The following is a 16,998-nucleotide window of genomic DNA, read 5'->3' as shown; positions in this document are numbered from 1 at the left end:
GAGTAGGGGGAAGAGACATGCCAAAAGGTGAAGGGAAATTAGTAGCACAGAATAAAAAAGCAAACCATGACTATTTTATTGAAGAGACTTATGAGGCAGGGATTGTTCTCCAAGGAACAGAAATTAAAGCGATTCGTGCAGGAAGAGTAAATTTGAAGGAATCATATGCGCGGATTATTAATGGCGAGGTATTTCTATTAGGGATGCATATCAGTCCATATGAACAAGGAAATCGCTATAATCATGATCCATTAAGAACAAGAAAGCTTTTATTACATCGCAAACAAATTAATAAGTTAATCGGGGATACAAAAGAAGCGGGCTATGCTTTAGTTCCACTGAAACTTTATTTTAAAAATGGCTATGCAAAGGTTTTGATTGGTCTAGGTAAGGGTAAAAAGAACTATGACAAGCGGGAAACTTTAAAACGTAAAGAAGCAAATCGCAGTATTGAACGTGCTTTACGTGAAAGGCAAAAAATGTAATCCAAAACTTTACAATTGAAATACGCTCCAGTTATGTTATAATAATTTATGTCGATAAGACAACATAACTTTAAGCTCCTATTTCAGAGCTTCCGAAACGTTAAGCTTAAATGCTAAGAATCTTGTAATGTAACAATTACTTGATTTTATCCTTATAATGGGGACGCTACGGATTCGACAGGGATAGTTCGAGCTTAGGTTGCGAGTCGAGGGGATCGGCCTCGTTAAAACGTCAAAGCCTATAACTGGCAAACAACAAAACAACTTCGCTTTAGCTGCTTAATAGCGCTTAGCGGTTCCTCCCTCCATCGCCCATGTGGTAGGGTCAGGGACTCACTTTAAGTGGGCTACGCCGGATTCCACCGTCTGAGGAAGAAGGAAGAGAACAACCAGACTAGCTTATCGGACGCCTGTCAACAGGCAGAAGAATAAGCGAAATGCGAATATGTTGACTACACTCGTAGAAGCTTAAGTGCCGATATTTCTGGACGAGGGTTCGACTCCCTCCGTCTCCACCAAATACATATTTGGTGGTTTTTTATTTTTTATTAATACTACATACAATGGAATGTATTTTTCATTTCACTTTTATTTTTGGTCTAAAAAGATAGTGATTTCCGTATTATGGGAATTTCTGTCTTTTTATTTTTGGTTAAGCAGAAAGAAATTTAAATTGAGTGGAACTATGGTTTCTATAACATGTTTCCTTGTCGTTTATTAATTATGAGAGTCTTGCGTGTTATCATTCCTTTCTTCGTACTCCTCTTTTAATCTTTTCCATCAAAGCATTCCAATTCAATTCACTACTAGCAGCCAATACATTTGCACTTACCTCTACACGAAGTTTCGTTGTATCTATCATTAAAGTTTGCCATTATCATTAGGAAGAGTTTTGTTGTACTCTTTCCTTTCCTTACTAATAGGAAAAAGAACAAAATAGCGTGAAAGTGCTTTCTTTTTTATGATGTAGATACAGGAGGTATTCACTATGAGAGATAGATATACCAAGCTTCTTCACATACTTCAAAACTCAGATGGGTTTGTAACGGGAAATGATATTAGTGAACAGCTAAATATTAGTTCCAGAACAGTGAGAAATGACATTAAAGATTTGAATGATAACTATCTCATTGGGGCACGCATCATTTCAAATAAACGCCAAGGTTATCAACTTGAAGGTGAGTTAGTTGGTTTTAAACAGAGACATCATATTGAATTTGAGGAGCGTGCATTTTATATTGTAAAGGCACTTCTAGATACCAAGGAATGGACAACATACGAACAATTATCCCAAATGATTTATTTCTCTCCACAAACGATTCGGTCAGATATTCAACGAATTTCTCAAATGATTACCTCCCAAAAAAGAAATTTATCCGTGGAAGCATTAGTTTTTCAAGGGATTCGATTAGAGGGGGATGAATTTGACAAAAGATTATTACTTGAGAGTTTAGTAGAAAAAAACTTTATGACAATTAAAGAGCTGTATAAAGAATTATTAGTTCGTTTCGGTGGCTGGGTTTTAGAAGAAGAATTAAATTTACTGTCAACAGTGGTGATTGAGAATCTAAATAAGTATATTCACGATATTCCCACAGGGAAATTAAGTAGTTTGTTAGTGCATTTAATTATTGCGATATACCGTATCCGACATGGATATGAGATCCGCGAAGTAAAGGAAGTAGAGCAATCTTTAGATTATGAAGAATTTGAATTGGCATCTAAGATTTTAGAGGATGTTCAGGAGATATTCCAAATAGATATTGGAAATCAAGAGAAAATGTACTTTAGCCTACACCTAATAAGCCAGCGTATAATAGTTAGTTTTTATAATAATGAAACCAATATTCCTCAGGAACTGAAACAAGAGTTAGAAAAAAGCTTAGTTGATCTTGGGAAGCAATACGATTTTCGCTTTAATGAAGATCGCCTACTTGTGTCTGGATTACTTTTTCACTTAGCAAAAGCCCAATATCCTCTTCAATATCAGCTTTATGTAGAAAATCCTTATATTTCTCATATTAAGATGGAGTACTTATTAGCTTATCATATTGCAGTTCTCTTAGCACATCGTTTGGAGAAACATTTAACCTTTGTTGTGCCAGAAAGTGAAATCGGATACATTGCTCTTCATATTGCTGCACATATTGAACGAACAAAAAGAAAAAAAGTAAGAGTAGCAATCGTATCTGGAAGTGGGATTGGTGCTTCAATGATATTGAAGCAGAAAATTCAAAGACATTTTCTAGATATTGAAATTGCAGGAGAATATACCTTACAAATGTTAGATCAAATAGAAGAAAATATTTCATTAATTATTTCAACAATGGATGTGAAGAAGAATGGTATTCCCATTATTCATGTTAATGAGTTTCTGGATGAACAAGATTTAAAGAAAATAGCAGTAGCAATTAATCAGGGCTTTCTTGATCGGACTTTAAGTGAAAACCGATTCATTCTTTTAGATGAAAACAACAAACATGACTTCTTATTAAGATTAACAGAAAAAGTGAAAATGGAATATTTGTTAGATGGTATTTTAACAAGAGAAGAGATGTCGTCAACAGAAGTTGGGAATTACGTAGCTATGCCACATCCTATTGCAAGAACGGAAAATGAAGAAACGATGATTTATATAGCTATCAATCATAAACCTATCCCATGGGGAAAAACAAATGTGCAACTTGTCTTTTTGATTTTACCAAGTGAAGTAGATCGAGAAAATCACTATAAGGTTTTTAAACAACTTTATCAATTGGTTAAATCTAAAGATAAAGTTCAAGAGTTAATTCAAACAAAAGATTTTCAATCATTTATGGAGGTGCTGCACACTAATTAATAATTGGATTAACACAAGTGTTTATTATTTTATTAGAAATGTGAATGTGAGGAGACAATCATGGTTTTAGACTTAGTAAAAGTAAAATTAAAAGTAAATAGCTCTGAGGAAGTAATTAAGATTTTGGGAGAGATGTTATTAGAATCTGGTTATGTTACGGACACTTACATTGATGCAGTGCTTCAACGAGAGATGTCTTTACCTACTGGTCTGCAAATTGGCCGTATTAATGTAGCTATTCCACATACAGACTCCACACATGTAAAGGAATCAACCATTGCTTTAGCAACCTTAGAAGAACCTGTCAATTTCCAATTAATGGCTGATCCTGCCCAGAAAGTTGATGTGAAATTAGTCTTCTTACTAGCAGTTAAAGAACCAAAAAAGCAAGTGAAATTATTAAAGCAGCTAATGGCTATATTTCAGAACGAAGAGCTTTTAAATAGAATGGAAAAGGCTGAAGATAGTCGAGTTATCTCTGATATTTTAAGTAGTGCTTTAGCTTAAATAAATTTGAATTGGGGGACTTTTAATGAAAAGTTACAACATATTGTCCGTATGTGGTTCAGGAACGGTTACGTCATCGATGGTAGCTGAGAAGCTGAAAGAGGAAATGGAGACTAGAGGCTTCCATGTTAGAACTACAGAAGCAAAACCAACAGAAGCTCTAAATTATGCTCAAAGTGGAAATTATGACTTAATTACACACACTAGTCCATTGCCAGTTGCGGATTATGGTATCCCAACCATTAGTGCTAGCAGCTGTTTAACTGGAATAGGTGAAGATGAGTTTTATGAGGAAGTGGAAAAAGTGCTTAAAGCGCTAAATAAATAATAGACTGGGGGAATGGGAATGTTTTTAGAAACGTTGAAAGAAGTTTTTGATACGTTTGGCGCTCCAATTATAGTTCCAATCATTATTTTTATTATTGCATTATTACTTAAAGTATCGATGAAGAAAGCATTTATTTCCGCTCTCTATGCCGGTATTGGATTACAAGGATTTACAATGGTTCTAGGCGCCTTTACACCAATTATTTCACCTGTAATTCAAAACATGGTTGATATTACTGGAATGGAATTAACAGGTTTTGATGTGGGATGGCAAGCCACAGCAATAGTAGGCTTTTCTACCGAACCGGGGATGATATTCCTAGCTGTTGGACTAATTTTGCAAACGGTACTATTCCTTGTGAAGTGGACAGATGTTTTCCAGCCATCAGACTTATGGAATAATTATTCCTATGTGATTTGGGGATCAATGGTTTATCTGGTCACAGATAATATGATTTTATCGATTGGATGTATGATTGTTCTTAACCTTTATAGCTTATTGAATGCAGAGCTGATGGCAAGAAGATGGTCAAAATATTACAATTATCCAAATGCAACAATTATTGCGATGCATAATATTGAACCTACTATATTTGGAGTTTTAATGGATCCCCTTTTAAATAAACTGGGATTCCATAAAATCAAATTAAATCCAGCAACCTTGCAAAAGCGGTTAGGATTTTTAGGTGAACCTATTACTTTGGGGTTGTTTCTAGGAATATTCATTGGAGTATTAGGTAATTTAACAACATTAAATAGTTTGGATGCATGGGGATCCATTGCTTTAGTTGGAATTGCAACAAGTGCGGTAATGGCAATTTTCCCGCGCGTTGCGGGGCTTTTTGCTCAAGCATTTAGTCCAATTACAGAGGCAGCTAGAAAAAATACGGTCAAAAAAGAAAAAGGATCTAATCGAGAATGGTATTTGGCTGTCAATGATGCAGCAGGTTTTGGAGAACAAGCAACATTAATGACAGGAGTATTATTAATTCCAGTGATGGTATTTCTAGCGATGGTTCTTCCAGGAAATAAAGTGCTACCAGTTGTTGACTTATTAGCTATTCCCTTTATGGTCCAAGGCCTGGTGGCTATTTCAAATGGTAATATCGCTAAGATTATGGTCAATGGAGCTATCTGGTTTGGTCTTGGATTATACATGTGTACGTATACAGCACCCTTATTTACCGAAATTGCCAAAGACGTCGGCATTGCTTTACCAGCTGGAGCATTGTTAATAACAAGTTTTAATATACTGGGAAAGCCATTAATGGGATTAATTTTTTTAGCATTTTTAAGTCAGAATCCTATATTTATTGGATTAACGATTGTCGCTTATTTCATTCTATGGTTCTTTTTTAGAAAAAATAAAATGGCAATTTACGATTATTTAGATCGTCAAGCTGAGAAAAATTCTCAAGACAAAGAAACCTCTTCCGCAGCATAGATAGAGAGTTCTGCACTGTATTGGTGGCTAGTCAGCACGGAAGAATAAGAGGACATGAAAGTTCTCAAATGATTTCGAGTTGGCTAGGATACCGGATAAATGGGTGGAAATTACAATTTTATATAATTGCAGAAAGTGTCCATAAAAATAGAGAAAGGAGTTTGAAAATGCAACAAAAAATGCAAGCAGCAGTTTTATACTCATTGGGAAATATTCAAACAGAGTTAATAGACATACCGCAAATCAATGAAGATGAAGTTTTAATCAAGGTAGTTTATTGTGGTATTTGCGGTTCTGATGTACCGCGTTCTATGATAAGTGGAGCTCGGACATATCCACTTATTTTAGGACACGAGTTTACTGGAAAAGTCGCTGAAATTGGGAGAAATGTAACGAATGTAAAACAGGGAGATAGAGTGGTAGTTGCGCCACTTGTACCGTGTGGGGAATGTAAATTTTGTCAGGCAAGTGATTATGCACTATGTGAAAATTATAACATTATTGGAACGGGAAGTAATGGAGCGTTTGCTGAATATGTAAAAGTACCCCAAAGGCATGTTCTGCAAATTGATGATCGACTAAATTATGAAACGGCTGCAGGAGTTGAACCTGCTACAATTGGTTACCATGGCTTACAAAAAGCACAAATTCAACCAGGTGAAACGGTAGTCGTAATGGGGTGTGGACCCATTGGACAGTTAACAATACAATGGGCAAAAATCTTTGGGGCATCTACTGTTATTGCGGTAGATATATTTGAAGAAAAACTTGAACTAGCTAGGGATTTAGGAGCAGATATTGTAATAAATGCTAAAGTATCTGATGTTATTCAACAAATCCGCAAGTTTACTGATGGAGGAGCAGATGTTGTTGCTGAAACAGCCGGAAGTAAAATTACTCAGCAACAATCCATATTAGCAGCCAAGAAAAAAGGACGTGTAGTTTTTTTGGGTATTGCACATTCAAATCTTCCATTAGAAGAAGAGGCAATAGAGCATGTTCTTCGAGGTGAGATAAAAATTCAAGGTACATGGAATTCATATACAGCCCCCTATCCGGGGATTGCTTGGAAAGCAACTTTAGATTTCATGACAAAAGGCACTCTGAAATTTAAACCAATGATTTCTCATAAGATTACTGTTGATGAAGTTGGTGCCTATTTAAAAAAAATGGCAGATCGAACATTGAAATACAATAAGGTTTTAGTATCTTTTGGTGATAACTAGTAGTTGATAGATAAATTTTCGCAAAGTATAAAAAATAGGGAATCATTAAGGAGAGGTGAAAAAAACTATGCTTGAAAAATTAAAAGAACAAGTCTTAGAAGCAAATCTAGGTTTACCTCAACATCATTTAGTGACATTCACTTGGGGAAATGTAAGTGGTATTGATCGTGATTCGGGACTAGTTGTTATTAAACCAAGTGGAGTAGAATATGAGGACTTGAAGGTAGGTGACTTAGTTGTAGTTGACCTTGAAGGGAAAGTAGTTGAGGGTCATTTAAAACCTTCATCGGACACTAGTACTCACATAGTGTTGTATAAAAACTTTAAAGATATCGGCGGAATTGTTCATACACATTCCCCATGGGCCACTATCTGGTCTCAAGCAACTAAGGAATTGCCTGCTTTAGGTACTACACAAGCAGATACATTTTATGGTTCTGTTCCATGTACTAGAAGTTTAACAGAAGAAGAAATCAAAGGGGACTATGAGCGAGAGACAGGAAATGTCATTGTAGAAACATTTTATAAAAACGGAATAAATCCCAATGAAATTCCATCAGTTTTAGTATCTAGTCATGGTCCGTTTGCTTGGGGAAAGAATGCAAAAGAGGCACTTCATCATGCCGTTATTTTAGAGGAAGTATGCAAAATGGCTTATCATACACTTAATCTAAATCCGACTATTTCTTCTATGGATCAGCATTTATTAGATAAGCACTATCTTAGAAAACACGGAGCATATGCTTACTATGGTCAAAATTAACTTATAAAGAGAAAAGCTTCTATTCGAGGATATGGGGGTGAGACATAAGTATTTCAACCCAATATAATTCCGAACAATTATACGTACATATTAGAGAATATTCGTATAATTGTTTGGGGGTTTTTATTTATTTTAAGAAAAAAGGTTTGTGGTAATCACCCGCAGACTGAATACACTTCGCTTTCCATGGGGCGAGCGCCAAGCCTCCTCGTTCATCTTGAACTGCGGGGTCTTGGACTTTCTCGCAGCTCCCATAGGAGTCTACGTGTATTCAGTCTGCTCTGTTTTTTCCTAGTAATTTTAATTTGCTTAAAAACTAAATAAGCTTTAAAAAAGGAGTGAAATGGAACGGAGGATACTCGACTCCTGCGGGAAGCAGAGCAAAGCCTAAGACCCCACTGGCTTTAGCCGAGGAGACTTAGGTTGCTCCCCGGCGCATCGTGTGTCTGTAGTGCAATGGAACGAATTGGTTTCACCACTGAATTAGAGATTGTTCGTCTTTATCCAATATATATTTTGTTTTGTCCCACCCTTTTATTAAGTATAAAAATGTTTGTGCATTTAGTACTCCTACAAACTGAATATACCTTTTTTCATAGTGTGAGTGTCGAAACTCCCTCTCCAAATATTCGTGCGAACTAGTTTTCAAAATTAATTAGAGAAATAGTTGAAAGAGGAGATATTTTCCGTTATAGAAAATTCCGTTGTCCAGTTCCATCCTCTTTTCACAAAAAAAGTAGCTTTTCTAGATTAAACTCCTATTAAAAAGTGTATAAGTTAATATAGTGTAACGGTAAGTTATGGTGGTTAATAAGTCGCTCAAGAAAATCTAATTGTTTTTATCGTTCTCACTGTATATACCTTAACAACCTAATTCATACTAATGAAGTAAATAATTCCTACAAGGAGGAGTCGGAATATGCAAACAGGACCAATTACTATACATGCCATTATCAATGGAGAGAAAGTACCAACTGAAAAGCAAGCTCCACGTGAAAATCCAACACATCCGGATGAGATTGTAGGATATGCACCTCTTAATACGCAAGAAGAAACGGTACTAGCGATTGATGCAGCTTATGATGCGTTAAAAGGCTGGGCTTGGACGGATGTAGATGAGCGGATCGAAAGAATGGAACGAGCTATTCAAAAATTAAAGGATGCAACACCTGAAATAGCTACTTTGTTATCTCGGGAACATGGGAAAGCTTTATATGATTCCAAAGGTGAAATAGCAATCTCTATCATGTGGATGGAATTTGCATGCAAGAATGTAAAGAAAGTTGTTGCTCCCCAAGAAAAAGAGCATGAAAATGGGAGAACAATCATTACATTTGATCCAGTAGGTGTGGTTTCCGCTATTTCTCCATGGAATTATCCTATTTCTTTATCCACTATTAAAATAGCACCAGCCTTATTAACTGGAAATACAATGGTTGTAAAACCAAGTCCATTTGCTCCTTTAGCTGTCAGTAAAGTAGTAGAAATTATCGCAGAAGAATTTCCTCCAGGTGTGCTCAATCTTGTCCATGGGGATGCAGAGGTAGGGGTAGAGCTTACATCGAATCCAAAAGTTGCAAAGATTGCCTTCACGGGTGGAACGAAGACAGCTAAGAGTATTATGAAGGCTGCTTCTGAAACGATTAAAAAGATGACGCTTGAGTTAGGAGGAAATGATGCCGCAATTGTGCTAGAAGACTTTGATGTAAATGATGAAAAAGCGATGCGAAGAATGGTTATTTCAAACTTCCTTACCGCAGGACAAATTTGTATGATAGCGAAACGCATTTATGTTCATCGATCAATCTATGATGCTTTCGTAGAGAAATATATCGAAGCGGCGAATAAGTGGATTCGCGTTGGCGATCCTTTTCATCCTGATGTGACGGTAGGCCCAGTAAATAATAAAAATCAGGTGAAATATGTTAAAAGTCTTGTAGAAGATGCAAAAAGTAAAGGGGCTAAAGTGATTCCATTAGGGGAAATTCTCAATCCCGAATTAATGGATAATGGATATTTTCTGCAGCCTACATTAGTATTAGGCGCTGATTTTCATGATCCAATTGTTGTAGAAGAGCAATTTGGACCGACTGTGCCAATTTTGCCTTTTGATGATGAAGAGCAAGTAATTGAGTTACACAATGAGAGCATTTATGGTCTAACAAGTTCTGTTTGGGGCGAAGAAGAACATGCAATTAAAGTTGCCCGTCGCATTGAGGCAGGCACAACAATGATTAATACTGCAGCTGTTCAAGGCTTGGATGTGCGATTCCCATTTGGCGGGGTGAAACAATCTGGAGTTGGAAGAGAGTATGGAGAAGAAGGATTAAAATCTTATGTGGAGACCCATGTAATTAATATCCCGAAAACACTTGAATTACCATATATTCCAGAGTAACAATTTCTTAGCAAGCATAGCATAGGCATGAAAAATAGAAAAAGGATGCTTTCTCTCAAAAGAATGCATCCTTTTTCTATTTGTTATTTAGTTCTTTTCTTCCCTATCTCTATATCCTCGCCATCCACATCATCAATTACAGCACCAATTTCTCCTTCTGTATAAGTATCAGTAGCTTGTTCATGAGTAGTTGCCAAGCCAGAAGAAAGTTGGTCTTTTTTTTCATAATCACTTGGATCAAACATGCGTCCTGCAACTTTTGTAGTTTGATCATTATTCTTTTTATTCAACAGAAATCCTCCTTTTTTGTAAATAGCTCCTACAGATGTATTTTCTTCTATATTGACCAAAATTACTCATACAATTTTGGAACTTTTCGATTTGACTTAGTAGTTCCAAAAGATGTATGGTCAAATATTTGTTAGATAAGCCTAGAAGAGACAGGGATAAACATTTTTTTTAGTGATTAATTTTTGTGAACTAATATACACACATCCAAATTCATCACTTCTGATGGGTTGAAAAAAAACGCTTATTACATCCGTACATTTTTTTGGAAAAAATAAAAAAGTGCGTATAAGAATTACACATAAAAATTTGAGGATGGTAATATACCTATTTGTGAAAGCGTTTTAACTATCAGGAGGTGATCTTTGAAATACGTAAATTCAAAAATACAAAAAATCGAATGGGGGCAGAGATTATGGGGTTACCCAAAAAAGGCTTTTCCTATTTTGTAATTCTTCTGATGGCTGTTTTAGTTGTTGGTTGTTCGAATTCCTCTGGGGGAAAGGGAAGTGACAAGAAAGAGGTAGAAGCAGAGGTTACGACAGTTGGACCAGAAGATGGTGCGAAGTTGGATATGTGGTTATTCGTGGATTTACACCAAAAATTTTACACGGAAATGTTGAATAAATGGAATGAAACGAATCCAGATAAGCAAATTCAAATTAAATTTACTGTCTATCCATATGCAGATATGCATACGAAACTAACTTTATCCGTCCAATCAGGAGAAGGGATTCCTGATTTAGCAGATGTAGAAATTGGCCAATTTCCTAACTATTTAGATGGAGAAGTTCCATGGCTGGCATTAAACAGTTATGTAGAACCGTATAAGGCTGATTTGGTGACATCTCGATTAGATGCTTATGAAAAAGATGGCAACTATTATGGAGTACCGACACATGTTGGGGCTACTGTCATGTACTACAATACAGAGATTCTCGAAAAACATGGAATTGATTATACCAAAATTAAAACATGGGATGACTTTGCAGCAGCTGGTGAGAAGTTAAAAGAGGCTACTAATGGAGAAGTTTATATGACCTCTGTTGATACTGGCGGTGCGGATTGGCTGACATTAGCAATGTCGGAACACGGAGAATCTTGGGTAAAAGATCCATCCAATGCAAATGTGAAGCTGGATTCATTAAACAATATGCTAACAATGCAGCAAGGCTGGTTAGAAAGCGGGATTGCCGAAGTAACTCCAGGGGGACAAATTGATACAGAACAAGGCTATGCGACAGTGGCAAAAGGTGAAGTGGCTGCCTTCCCTAAAGCTATTTGGTATATGTCTCGTTTTACAGATTATATGCCAGAGATGTCTGGCAAATTTGCTATTGCCCCAGCACCTGTGTTTGAGGAAGGTCAAAAACGTTCAAATGGTGCAGGTGGTACAGGTACAGTCGTATATAAAGACTCTGAAAATGCTGAGCTAGCAGCTGAATTTATGACTTGGGCAAAGTTAACGGAAGAAGGCGGGGAACAAATCTGGAATATTCTTGGTTTTGATCCGGTTAATACAAAGGTTTGGACTAATAAAGATATCACTCATAATCCAGACAATGAGTATGTAAAGTACTTTGTTAATAATCCATTTGATACATTATTGGAAATTCAAGATGAAGTAAATTTGATTAAAACGGTGCCAATTACGACTACTATCAATGAAGTATTTAATTTAACCACTTTAAATGAGGTTCTAGAGAATGGTGCAAATGTAAAGCAAGCTCTTGAAGATGCACAAGCGGAGGTCGACTTTGAGCAAGAATAAGTGACGTCTTTAAGATTACCTTTACGAGGTAGTCTTAAAGACACTGACGAAAAGGAGAGGAATGAATTTGAAGAAGATCCAGGCTTTTTTATTCTCTCAGAAAATAGCACCCTATGTGTTTATATTGCCGTTTATTGTTAGCTTGTCATTCTTCTGGATATATCCAATGTATTCGACTATAGAGATGAGTTTTCATAATATTGGGAACGGATATAGCGAATTTGTTGGACTTGCAAATTATGAAAAGTTGTTAGGCGATAAGGTATTTCATATCGCTGTTAGAAATAGTGTTATCTATACAATATTAACGTTAATCATTTTAATTCCGATCCCTATGCTCTGCGCATTTTTATTAAATTCAAAAAGTGTAGTAGGGAAAAGAGTCTATAAATCGATTATCTATTTGCCAGCATTAGTTTCAGTCGTAGTAGCAGGTATTTTATTTCGCTATATGTTTAGTGAAATGGATTCTGGTCTCATGAACCAAATCCTTCATTTTTTTGGACTGGAGTCAAAACAATGGCTGAAAAATTGGGGTACGGGCATGTTTGCACTCCTTTTATTAGCAACATGGAGATGGATGGGAGTAAATACTCTATATTTTGAGGCGGGACTAAGCTCAATTGATGAGGTTCTTTATGAATCGGCAAAAGTAGATGGCGCAAATGCTTGGCAAAGATTTTGGCATATCACTCTGCCGTTACTTAAGCCGACAAGAATTTATGTGACAACCATCAGTATATATGCCGGATTAGCCATGTTTCTTGAAAGCTTTATGATATATGGAAGCAATAATTCTCCCAAAAATATTGGGTTAACGATTGTTGGTTATTTGTATAGAAGGGGAATTGAAAAGAATGATTTAGGATATGCCTCTGCTGTTGGCTTAGTATTATTAATTGTTGCTTTATCCATTAGCATGGTGTACTTGCTTTCAAGCGGCATGTTTAAAAAGGAGGCCAAATAAGTATGGGTAAGAATAATCATTTAGCAAGCTCCTCATTAGAAATTAAAAAAGGGAAGAAAGAAGGCAAAAATCCTCTAGTAAAAGTTTTAATTAACGGCTTTTTTATTATTATGTGTGCTAGTGTTGCCATCCCCTTTATCTCAGGACTGTTTGCATCCTTTCGCCCAGGCCAAATGTTAATTAGAAACGGCTTAAATCTAAACTTAGATTTTGAAAATTGGTCATTTATCAACTATAGCTATCTGTTTGATGGAAGTACTGGGTACTTGGACTGGTATAAGAACAGTTTGATTATTACCATTGTTTCGGTAGTTTTAACATTAATTATCTGTTATTTTGTTGCCTATGGCTTTGCGATGTACCATTTTAAGTTTAAAAACTTATTGTTTTTCCTCGTTATAGCAACAATGATGGTTCCCTTTGAAATATTGATGCTGCCATTATATAAGCAAATGATCAGTTTTGGACTAATAGACACCTATGCTGGCGTTATCCTTCCTGGATTAGTACATGCTTCAACCATTTTTTTCTTTAGACAATATCTTTCAGGCATCCCAAAAGAATTATTAGATGCAGGAAGAATCGATGGCAGTAGCGAGTATGGAATTTGTGTGCGCATTGTTATGCCAATTTCAAAACCTGCTTTTTCAGCAATGGCAATTCTGAGTTCTATGGGGGCATGGAATAGTATGTTATGGCCATTAATTGTTTTACGGTCAGCAGAAAAATTTACATTACCTATCGGGTTAAATACATTATTAACTCCTTATGGAAATAATTATGATGTCCTAGTGGCTGGATCTATTTTCTCTATTCTGCCTTTATTTATTTTGTACTTGATATTTAATAAGTACTTTGTAGAAGGTATGACAGCAGGCGCAGTAAAAGGATAAAGGAGCGGAGATAAGGAGGCGAGAGCGATGAAAATTAAATATGATTCACCTTTTTGGGAACGGATGGGAAAGCTCTATTCTATTATTGCTTTAAACTTCTTCTGGATATTGTTTAGTCTTCCATTAATTACAATTGGTCCATCCACTGTCGCACTCCATCGGTGTATGTTTTCTCTAATTACTGGAAAAGAAACGAATGTTTTTACAGAATTTTACCAATCATTTAAGACGAATTTTGTTAGAAATATGATGGCTGGATTGATTGTTGTTGGTTTTGGAATGCTGTTACTATCTGTACGTAATTTTTATTTTGAAATGGCAGCAAATACATCACTAACCATTTACTACTTTTATATTCTCTTAGTTTTTCTTTTTGGTTTGTTCTTTGTTACTGTCTTTCCAGTTTTATTAACATTTGATGGGACGGTTTTAGAGCTATTACGAACCGCATTTTTTATAGCAATTAAAAATTTACCAATGAGCATCTTGATGGTAGTAGTAGCCTGCTTAATCATTTATTTTTGCCAAATGTTGATTCCATTAGCCTTAATCGGAGTTTCCCTAATCGTGTTTATCAACAGCCATATTTATTGGAGAAAAATTGATAATAATTTAGTTATTGATGAAGATAATTTTTGATGATATCAATAGCACTTGTTTATTTCTGAAAAAATTCATTTATGTAAATCAAAATACATCGGAAAAGGAATGAGAGAAGTATGACTGAAAATATCAAAACTGCAAAAATGGTAATCGATAAATCTTTTAAAATATCGGAAATAGATTCCCGTATTTATGGTTCGTTTATAGAGCATTTAGGACGGGCGGTTTATGGAGGTATTTATGAGCCTGGACACCCTTCTGCGGATAAGAATGGTTTTCGTCAAGATGTAATCGAGTTAGTTAAGCAATTACAAGTTCCTATTGTGCGATATCCGGGAGGGAATATGGTATCTGCTTATAATTGGGAAGATGGAGTAGGACCAAAGGAAAAACGCCCGCGAAAATTGGAACTAGCGTGGAATTCTATCGAAACCAATGAAGTAGGTACAAATGAATTTTTTGAATGGGCAAAACAAGTGAATTCGGAAGTAATGATGGCTGTAAATCTTGGAACGCGCGGCATTGATGCAGCCCGTAACCTTTTAGAATATTGCAATCTACCAGGAGGGACCTATTGGAGCGATTTGAGAAAAGAACATGGCTATAAAGACCCGCATAATATTAAAGTTTGGTGTTTAGGTAACGAAATGGATGGTCCATGGCAAATTGGTCATAAAACTGCCTATGAATATGGAAGACTAGCTGCCGAAACAGCAAAAGCAATGAAAATTGTAGATCCAAGCATTGAACTTGTAAGTTGCGGAAGCTCCAATACAGCGATGCCAACATTCCCTGAATGGGAAGCCACCTCATTGGATCAGACATATGATTACGTTGAGTATGTATCACTGCATACGTATTATGGTAATAGAGACAATGATACAGCGAATTTCCTCGCAAAATCATTAGATATGGATGATTTTATTAAAACAGTTATTGCAACCTGTGATTATATTAAAGCGAAGAAGAGAAGTAAGAAAAAACTTCATTTAAGCTTTGATGAATGGAATGTATGGTTTCACTCAAATGATCAAGATAAGCAAATAGAACCTTGGAGTGTAGCGCCACCACTTTTAGAAGATGTTTATAATTTTGAAGATGCATTGCTTGTAGGCAGTTTATTGAATTCTTTAATTAACCACTCAGATAGAGTTAAAATTGCTTGCCTTGCCCAATTAGTTAATGTTATTGCGCCAATAATGACGGAAACAGGTGGAGGGTCTTGGAAGCAGACTATTTTCTATCCATACTATTACACATCTGTTTATGGGCGTGGAACAGCAATCCAAGCGATTGTAGACTCACCAAAATATGATTCGACAGATTTTACAGATGTACCATATTTAGATCAGTCTATTGTCTATAATGAGGAGAAAGAGGAGCTTGTCATCTTTGCTGTTAATAGAAGCTTAGATAATCAATTAAATGTAGAGGTAGATATTAGGTCGTTTGAAGGATATTCCATTGTGGAGCATATAGTTCTTGCAAACGATGATCCTAAAGCAATTAATACACTTCACCAGGAAGCAGTTAAACCTGTTGCTTTTCAAGAATCTTATATGGAAAATGGCAATTTAATACTCATTCTGCCAAAAATGTCTTGGAATGTTATTCGGTTGGGAAGGAAGTAGTAAAAAAGGCAGGAAATTTAGAATTTTTAAAAAATAAAGTTGTGGTAATCAGCCTTAGACAGAAGAAACATCGCTTTCCAAGGGAGAGCGATGTTATTATTACTTCAAATTTCGACTCAAAAAAGCTTTTGTTCGAGGCGATTGTGGGTTTGTAAATAGGTTGATTGGCGGACCAGACTCTTCAATGACACCGTTGTCCATAAAGATGACTTTATTTGCTACTTCTTTGGCAAACCCCATTTCGTGGGTAACAACAACCATCGTCATTTTTTCTTTGGCTAAGTCTTTCATAACCTCCAATACTTCTCCAGTTAGTTCAGGATCTAATGCAGATGTCGGCTCGTCAAACAGTAAAATTTCTGGTTCCATCATTAATGCTCGAGCAATTGCCACACGTTGCTTTTGTCCTCCAGATAGTTTAGCAGGATAGACATTAGCAAAATTAGATAGACCAATTTTTTCGAGGATCGTCATACTTCTTTCTTGAAGGGAAGAAGCAGCTTCTTTCTTCACTAATTTTGGTGCAAGCTGAATATTGTCTTTTACAGTAAGATGTGGGAATAGATTAAAATGCTGAAAAACCATTCCCATTCTTGCTGTAATTTGTTTGACTTTTTGCTGCGGAGCATATATTCCATCTTTCACTAATTCGTCTCCAGAAACACGAATCGTTCCTCCATCGATTTTCTCTAAATCGACAAGACATCGGAGCATTGTGCTTTTTCCAGAACCAGAGGGACCAATAACAGCCACAACATCATTGTTATTGACATTAAAGGTAATCTCCTTCAACACTTCGACCTTATCGTATGATTTTTTTATATTCTCTATTTCAATGATTGCCATAAGTATCCGT

General features: G+C 36.0%; 15 protein-coding genes and 1 other RNA gene. 14 read left to right on the top strand and 2 right to left on the bottom strand.

The window, feature by feature from the left end:
• Nucleotides 1-17: 17 nt before the first annotated feature.
• The 9 genes from smpB (at nucleotide 18) to NX902_RS19270 (ending at nucleotide 9,989) form a co-directional block, all read left to right on the top strand.
• On the top strand, nucleotides 18-485 hold the full coding sequence (smpB, locus tag NX902_RS19310; protein WP_016203855.1) for an SsrA-binding protein SmpB: 468 nt from the start codon (nucleotides 18-20) through the stop codon (nucleotides 483-485).
• 159 nt (nucleotides 486-644) lie between these two features.
• Nucleotides 645-1,003, top strand: a transfer-messenger RNA (tmRNA) gene (gene ssrA / locus NX902_RS19305).
• 470 nt (nucleotides 1,004-1,473) lie between these two features.
• Nucleotides 1,474-3,324: a BglG family transcription antiterminator gene (locus NX902_RS19300; RefSeq protein WP_095330386.1), complete on the top strand. Its 1,851-nt coding sequence runs from the start codon at nucleotides 1,474-1,476 to the stop codon at nucleotides 3,322-3,324.
• 60 nt (nucleotides 3,325-3,384) lie between these two features.
• Nucleotides 3,385-3,831 carry a PTS sugar transporter subunit IIA gene (locus NX902_RS19295; protein WP_123258194.1) on the top strand — a complete coding sequence of 149 codons (447 nt, stop codon included), beginning with the start codon at nucleotides 3,385-3,387 and terminating at the stop codon, nucleotides 3,829-3,831.
• Nucleotides 3,832-3,856: 25 nt separating this feature from the next.
• Nucleotides 3,857-4,159, top strand: a complete 303-nt coding sequence (locus NX902_RS19290) for a PTS sugar transporter subunit IIB (protein WP_095330388.1) — start codon at nucleotides 3,857-3,859, stop codon at nucleotides 4,157-4,159.
• Nucleotides 4,160-4,177: 18 nt separating this feature from the next.
• Nucleotides 4,178-5,602, top strand: coding sequence for a PTS galactitol transporter subunit IIC (locus tag NX902_RS19285; protein ID WP_123260613.1), 1,425 nt, complete (start codon nucleotides 4,178-4,180; stop codon nucleotides 5,600-5,602).
• 167 nt (nucleotides 5,603-5,769) lie between these two features.
• Nucleotides 5,770-6,828 (top strand): galactitol-1-phosphate 5-dehydrogenase, encoded by a 1,059-nt coding sequence (locus tag NX902_RS19280; protein WP_171509913.1) that lies wholly within the window; start codon nucleotides 5,770-5,772, stop codon nucleotides 6,826-6,828.
• Between the two features lie 67 nt (nucleotides 6,829-6,895).
• On the top strand, nucleotides 6,896-7,591 hold the full coding sequence (gene araD, locus NX902_RS19275) for an L-ribulose-5-phosphate 4-epimerase (protein ID WP_095330391.1): 696 nt from the start codon (nucleotides 6,896-6,898) through the stop codon (nucleotides 7,589-7,591).
• 919 nt (nucleotides 7,592-8,510) lie between these two features.
• The gene (locus tag NX902_RS19270) at nucleotides 8,511-9,989 is read left to right on the top strand and encodes an aldehyde dehydrogenase family protein (protein ID WP_123260614.1); all 1,479 of its coding nucleotides are present in this window, start codon (nucleotides 8,511-8,513) and stop codon (nucleotides 9,987-9,989) included.
• An 83-nt stretch (nucleotides 9,990-10,072) separates the two neighbouring features.
• On the opposite strand, the gene NX902_RS19265 is transcribed toward NX902_RS19270, so the two are convergent.
• On the bottom strand, nucleotides 10,073-10,279 hold the full coding sequence (locus tag NX902_RS19265) for a YozQ family protein (protein ID WP_095330393.1): 207 nt from the start codon (nucleotides 10,277-10,279) through the stop codon (nucleotides 10,073-10,075).
• 413 nt (nucleotides 10,280-10,692) lie between these two features.
• Here NX902_RS19265 and NX902_RS19260 point away from each other — a divergent pair, with 413 nt between their 5' ends.
• From NX902_RS19260 to arfA, 5 genes are all read left to right on the top strand, one after another.
• Nucleotides 10,693-12,048 carry an ABC transporter substrate-binding protein gene (locus NX902_RS19260; protein WP_164463697.1) on the top strand — a complete coding sequence of 452 codons (1,356 nt, stop codon included), beginning with the start codon at nucleotides 10,693-10,695 and terminating at the stop codon, nucleotides 12,046-12,048.
• Between the two features lie 61 nt (nucleotides 12,049-12,109).
• The gene (locus NX902_RS19255) at nucleotides 12,110-13,015 is read left to right on the top strand and encodes a carbohydrate ABC transporter permease (RefSeq protein WP_095330395.1); all 906 of its coding nucleotides are present in this window, start codon (nucleotides 12,110-12,112) and stop codon (nucleotides 13,013-13,015) included.
• A gap of 2 nt (nucleotides 13,016-13,017) precedes the next feature.
• A complete protein-coding gene (locus tag NX902_RS19250; RefSeq protein WP_171509911.1) occupies nucleotides 13,018-13,908 on the top strand; it encodes a carbohydrate ABC transporter permease in 891 nt (296 codons plus the stop codon).
• A 27-nt stretch (nucleotides 13,909-13,935) separates the two neighbouring features.
• The gene (locus tag NX902_RS19245; protein ID WP_095330396.1) at nucleotides 13,936-14,547 is read left to right on the top strand and encodes a YesL family protein; all 612 of its coding nucleotides are present in this window, start codon (nucleotides 13,936-13,938) and stop codon (nucleotides 14,545-14,547) included.
• Nucleotides 14,548-14,627: 80 nt separating this feature from the next.
• Nucleotides 14,628-16,142 carry an arabinosylfuranosidase ArfA gene (gene arfA, locus NX902_RS19240; protein WP_095330397.1) on the top strand — a complete coding sequence of 505 codons (1,515 nt, stop codon included), beginning with the start codon at nucleotides 14,628-14,630 and terminating at the stop codon, nucleotides 16,140-16,142.
• 99 nt (nucleotides 16,143-16,241) lie between these two features.
• Here arfA and NX902_RS19235 read toward each other — a convergent pair whose 3' ends face one another.
• Nucleotides 16,242-16,988, bottom strand: coding sequence for an amino acid ABC transporter ATP-binding protein (locus NX902_RS19235; RefSeq protein ID WP_095330398.1), 747 nt, complete (start codon nucleotides 16,986-16,988; stop codon nucleotides 16,242-16,244).
• Nucleotides 16,989-16,998 lie beyond the last annotated feature (10 nt).

The sequence above is a fragment of the Niallia sp. FSL W8-0954 genome (assembly GCF_038005605.1).
GTDB lineage: Bacteria > Bacillota > Bacilli > Bacillales > Cytobacillaceae > Niallia > Niallia circulans_A.
This window is presented reverse-complemented; position numbering and strand designations above follow the sequence as displayed.

Excerpts from the sequence above, each read along its gene's own strand:
- NX902_RS19255 (WP_095330395.1), top strand. The coding sequence starts at position 12,110 with ATGAATTTGAAGAAGATCCAGGCTTTTTTATTCTCTCAGAAAATAGCA.
- NX902_RS19245 (WP_095330396.1), top strand. The coding sequence starts at position 13,936 with ATGAAAATTAAATATGATTCACCTTTTTGGGAACGGATGGGAAAGCTC.
- NX902_RS19250 (WP_171509911.1), top strand. The coding sequence starts at position 13,018 with ATGGGTAAGAATAATCATTTAGCAAGCTCCTCATTAGAAATTAAAAAA.
- NX902_RS19235 (WP_095330398.1), bottom strand. The coding sequence starts at position 16,988 with ATGGCAATCATTGAAATAGAGAATATAAAAAAATCATACGATAAGGTC.
- NX902_RS19295 (WP_123258194.1), top strand. The coding sequence starts at position 3,385 with ATGGTTTTAGACTTAGTAAAAGTAAAATTAAAAGTAAATAGCTCTGAG.
- NX902_RS19280 (WP_171509913.1), top strand. The coding sequence starts at position 5,770 with ATGCAACAAAAAATGCAAGCAGCAGTTTTATACTCATTGGGAAATATT.
- smpB (WP_016203855.1), top strand. The coding sequence starts at position 18 with ATGCCAAAAGGTGAAGGGAAATTAGTAGCACAGAATAAAAAAGCAAAC.
- araD (WP_095330391.1), top strand. The coding sequence starts at position 6,896 with ATGCTTGAAAAATTAAAAGAACAAGTCTTAGAAGCAAATCTAGGTTTA.
- NX902_RS19270 (WP_123260614.1), top strand. The coding sequence starts at position 8,511 with ATGCAAACAGGACCAATTACTATACATGCCATTATCAATGGAGAGAAA.
- NX902_RS19300 (WP_095330386.1), top strand. The coding sequence starts at position 1,474 with ATGAGAGATAGATATACCAAGCTTCTTCACATACTTCAAAACTCAGAT.
- NX902_RS19285 (WP_123260613.1), top strand. The coding sequence starts at position 4,178 with ATGTTTTTAGAAACGTTGAAAGAAGTTTTTGATACGTTTGGCGCTCCA.
- NX902_RS19260 (WP_164463697.1), top strand. The coding sequence starts at position 10,693 with ATGGGGTTACCCAAAAAAGGCTTTTCCTATTTTGTAATTCTTCTGATG.
- NX902_RS19290 (WP_095330388.1), top strand. The coding sequence starts at position 3,857 with ATGAAAAGTTACAACATATTGTCCGTATGTGGTTCAGGAACGGTTACG.
- arfA (WP_095330397.1), top strand. The coding sequence starts at position 14,628 with ATGACTGAAAATATCAAAACTGCAAAAATGGTAATCGATAAATCTTTT.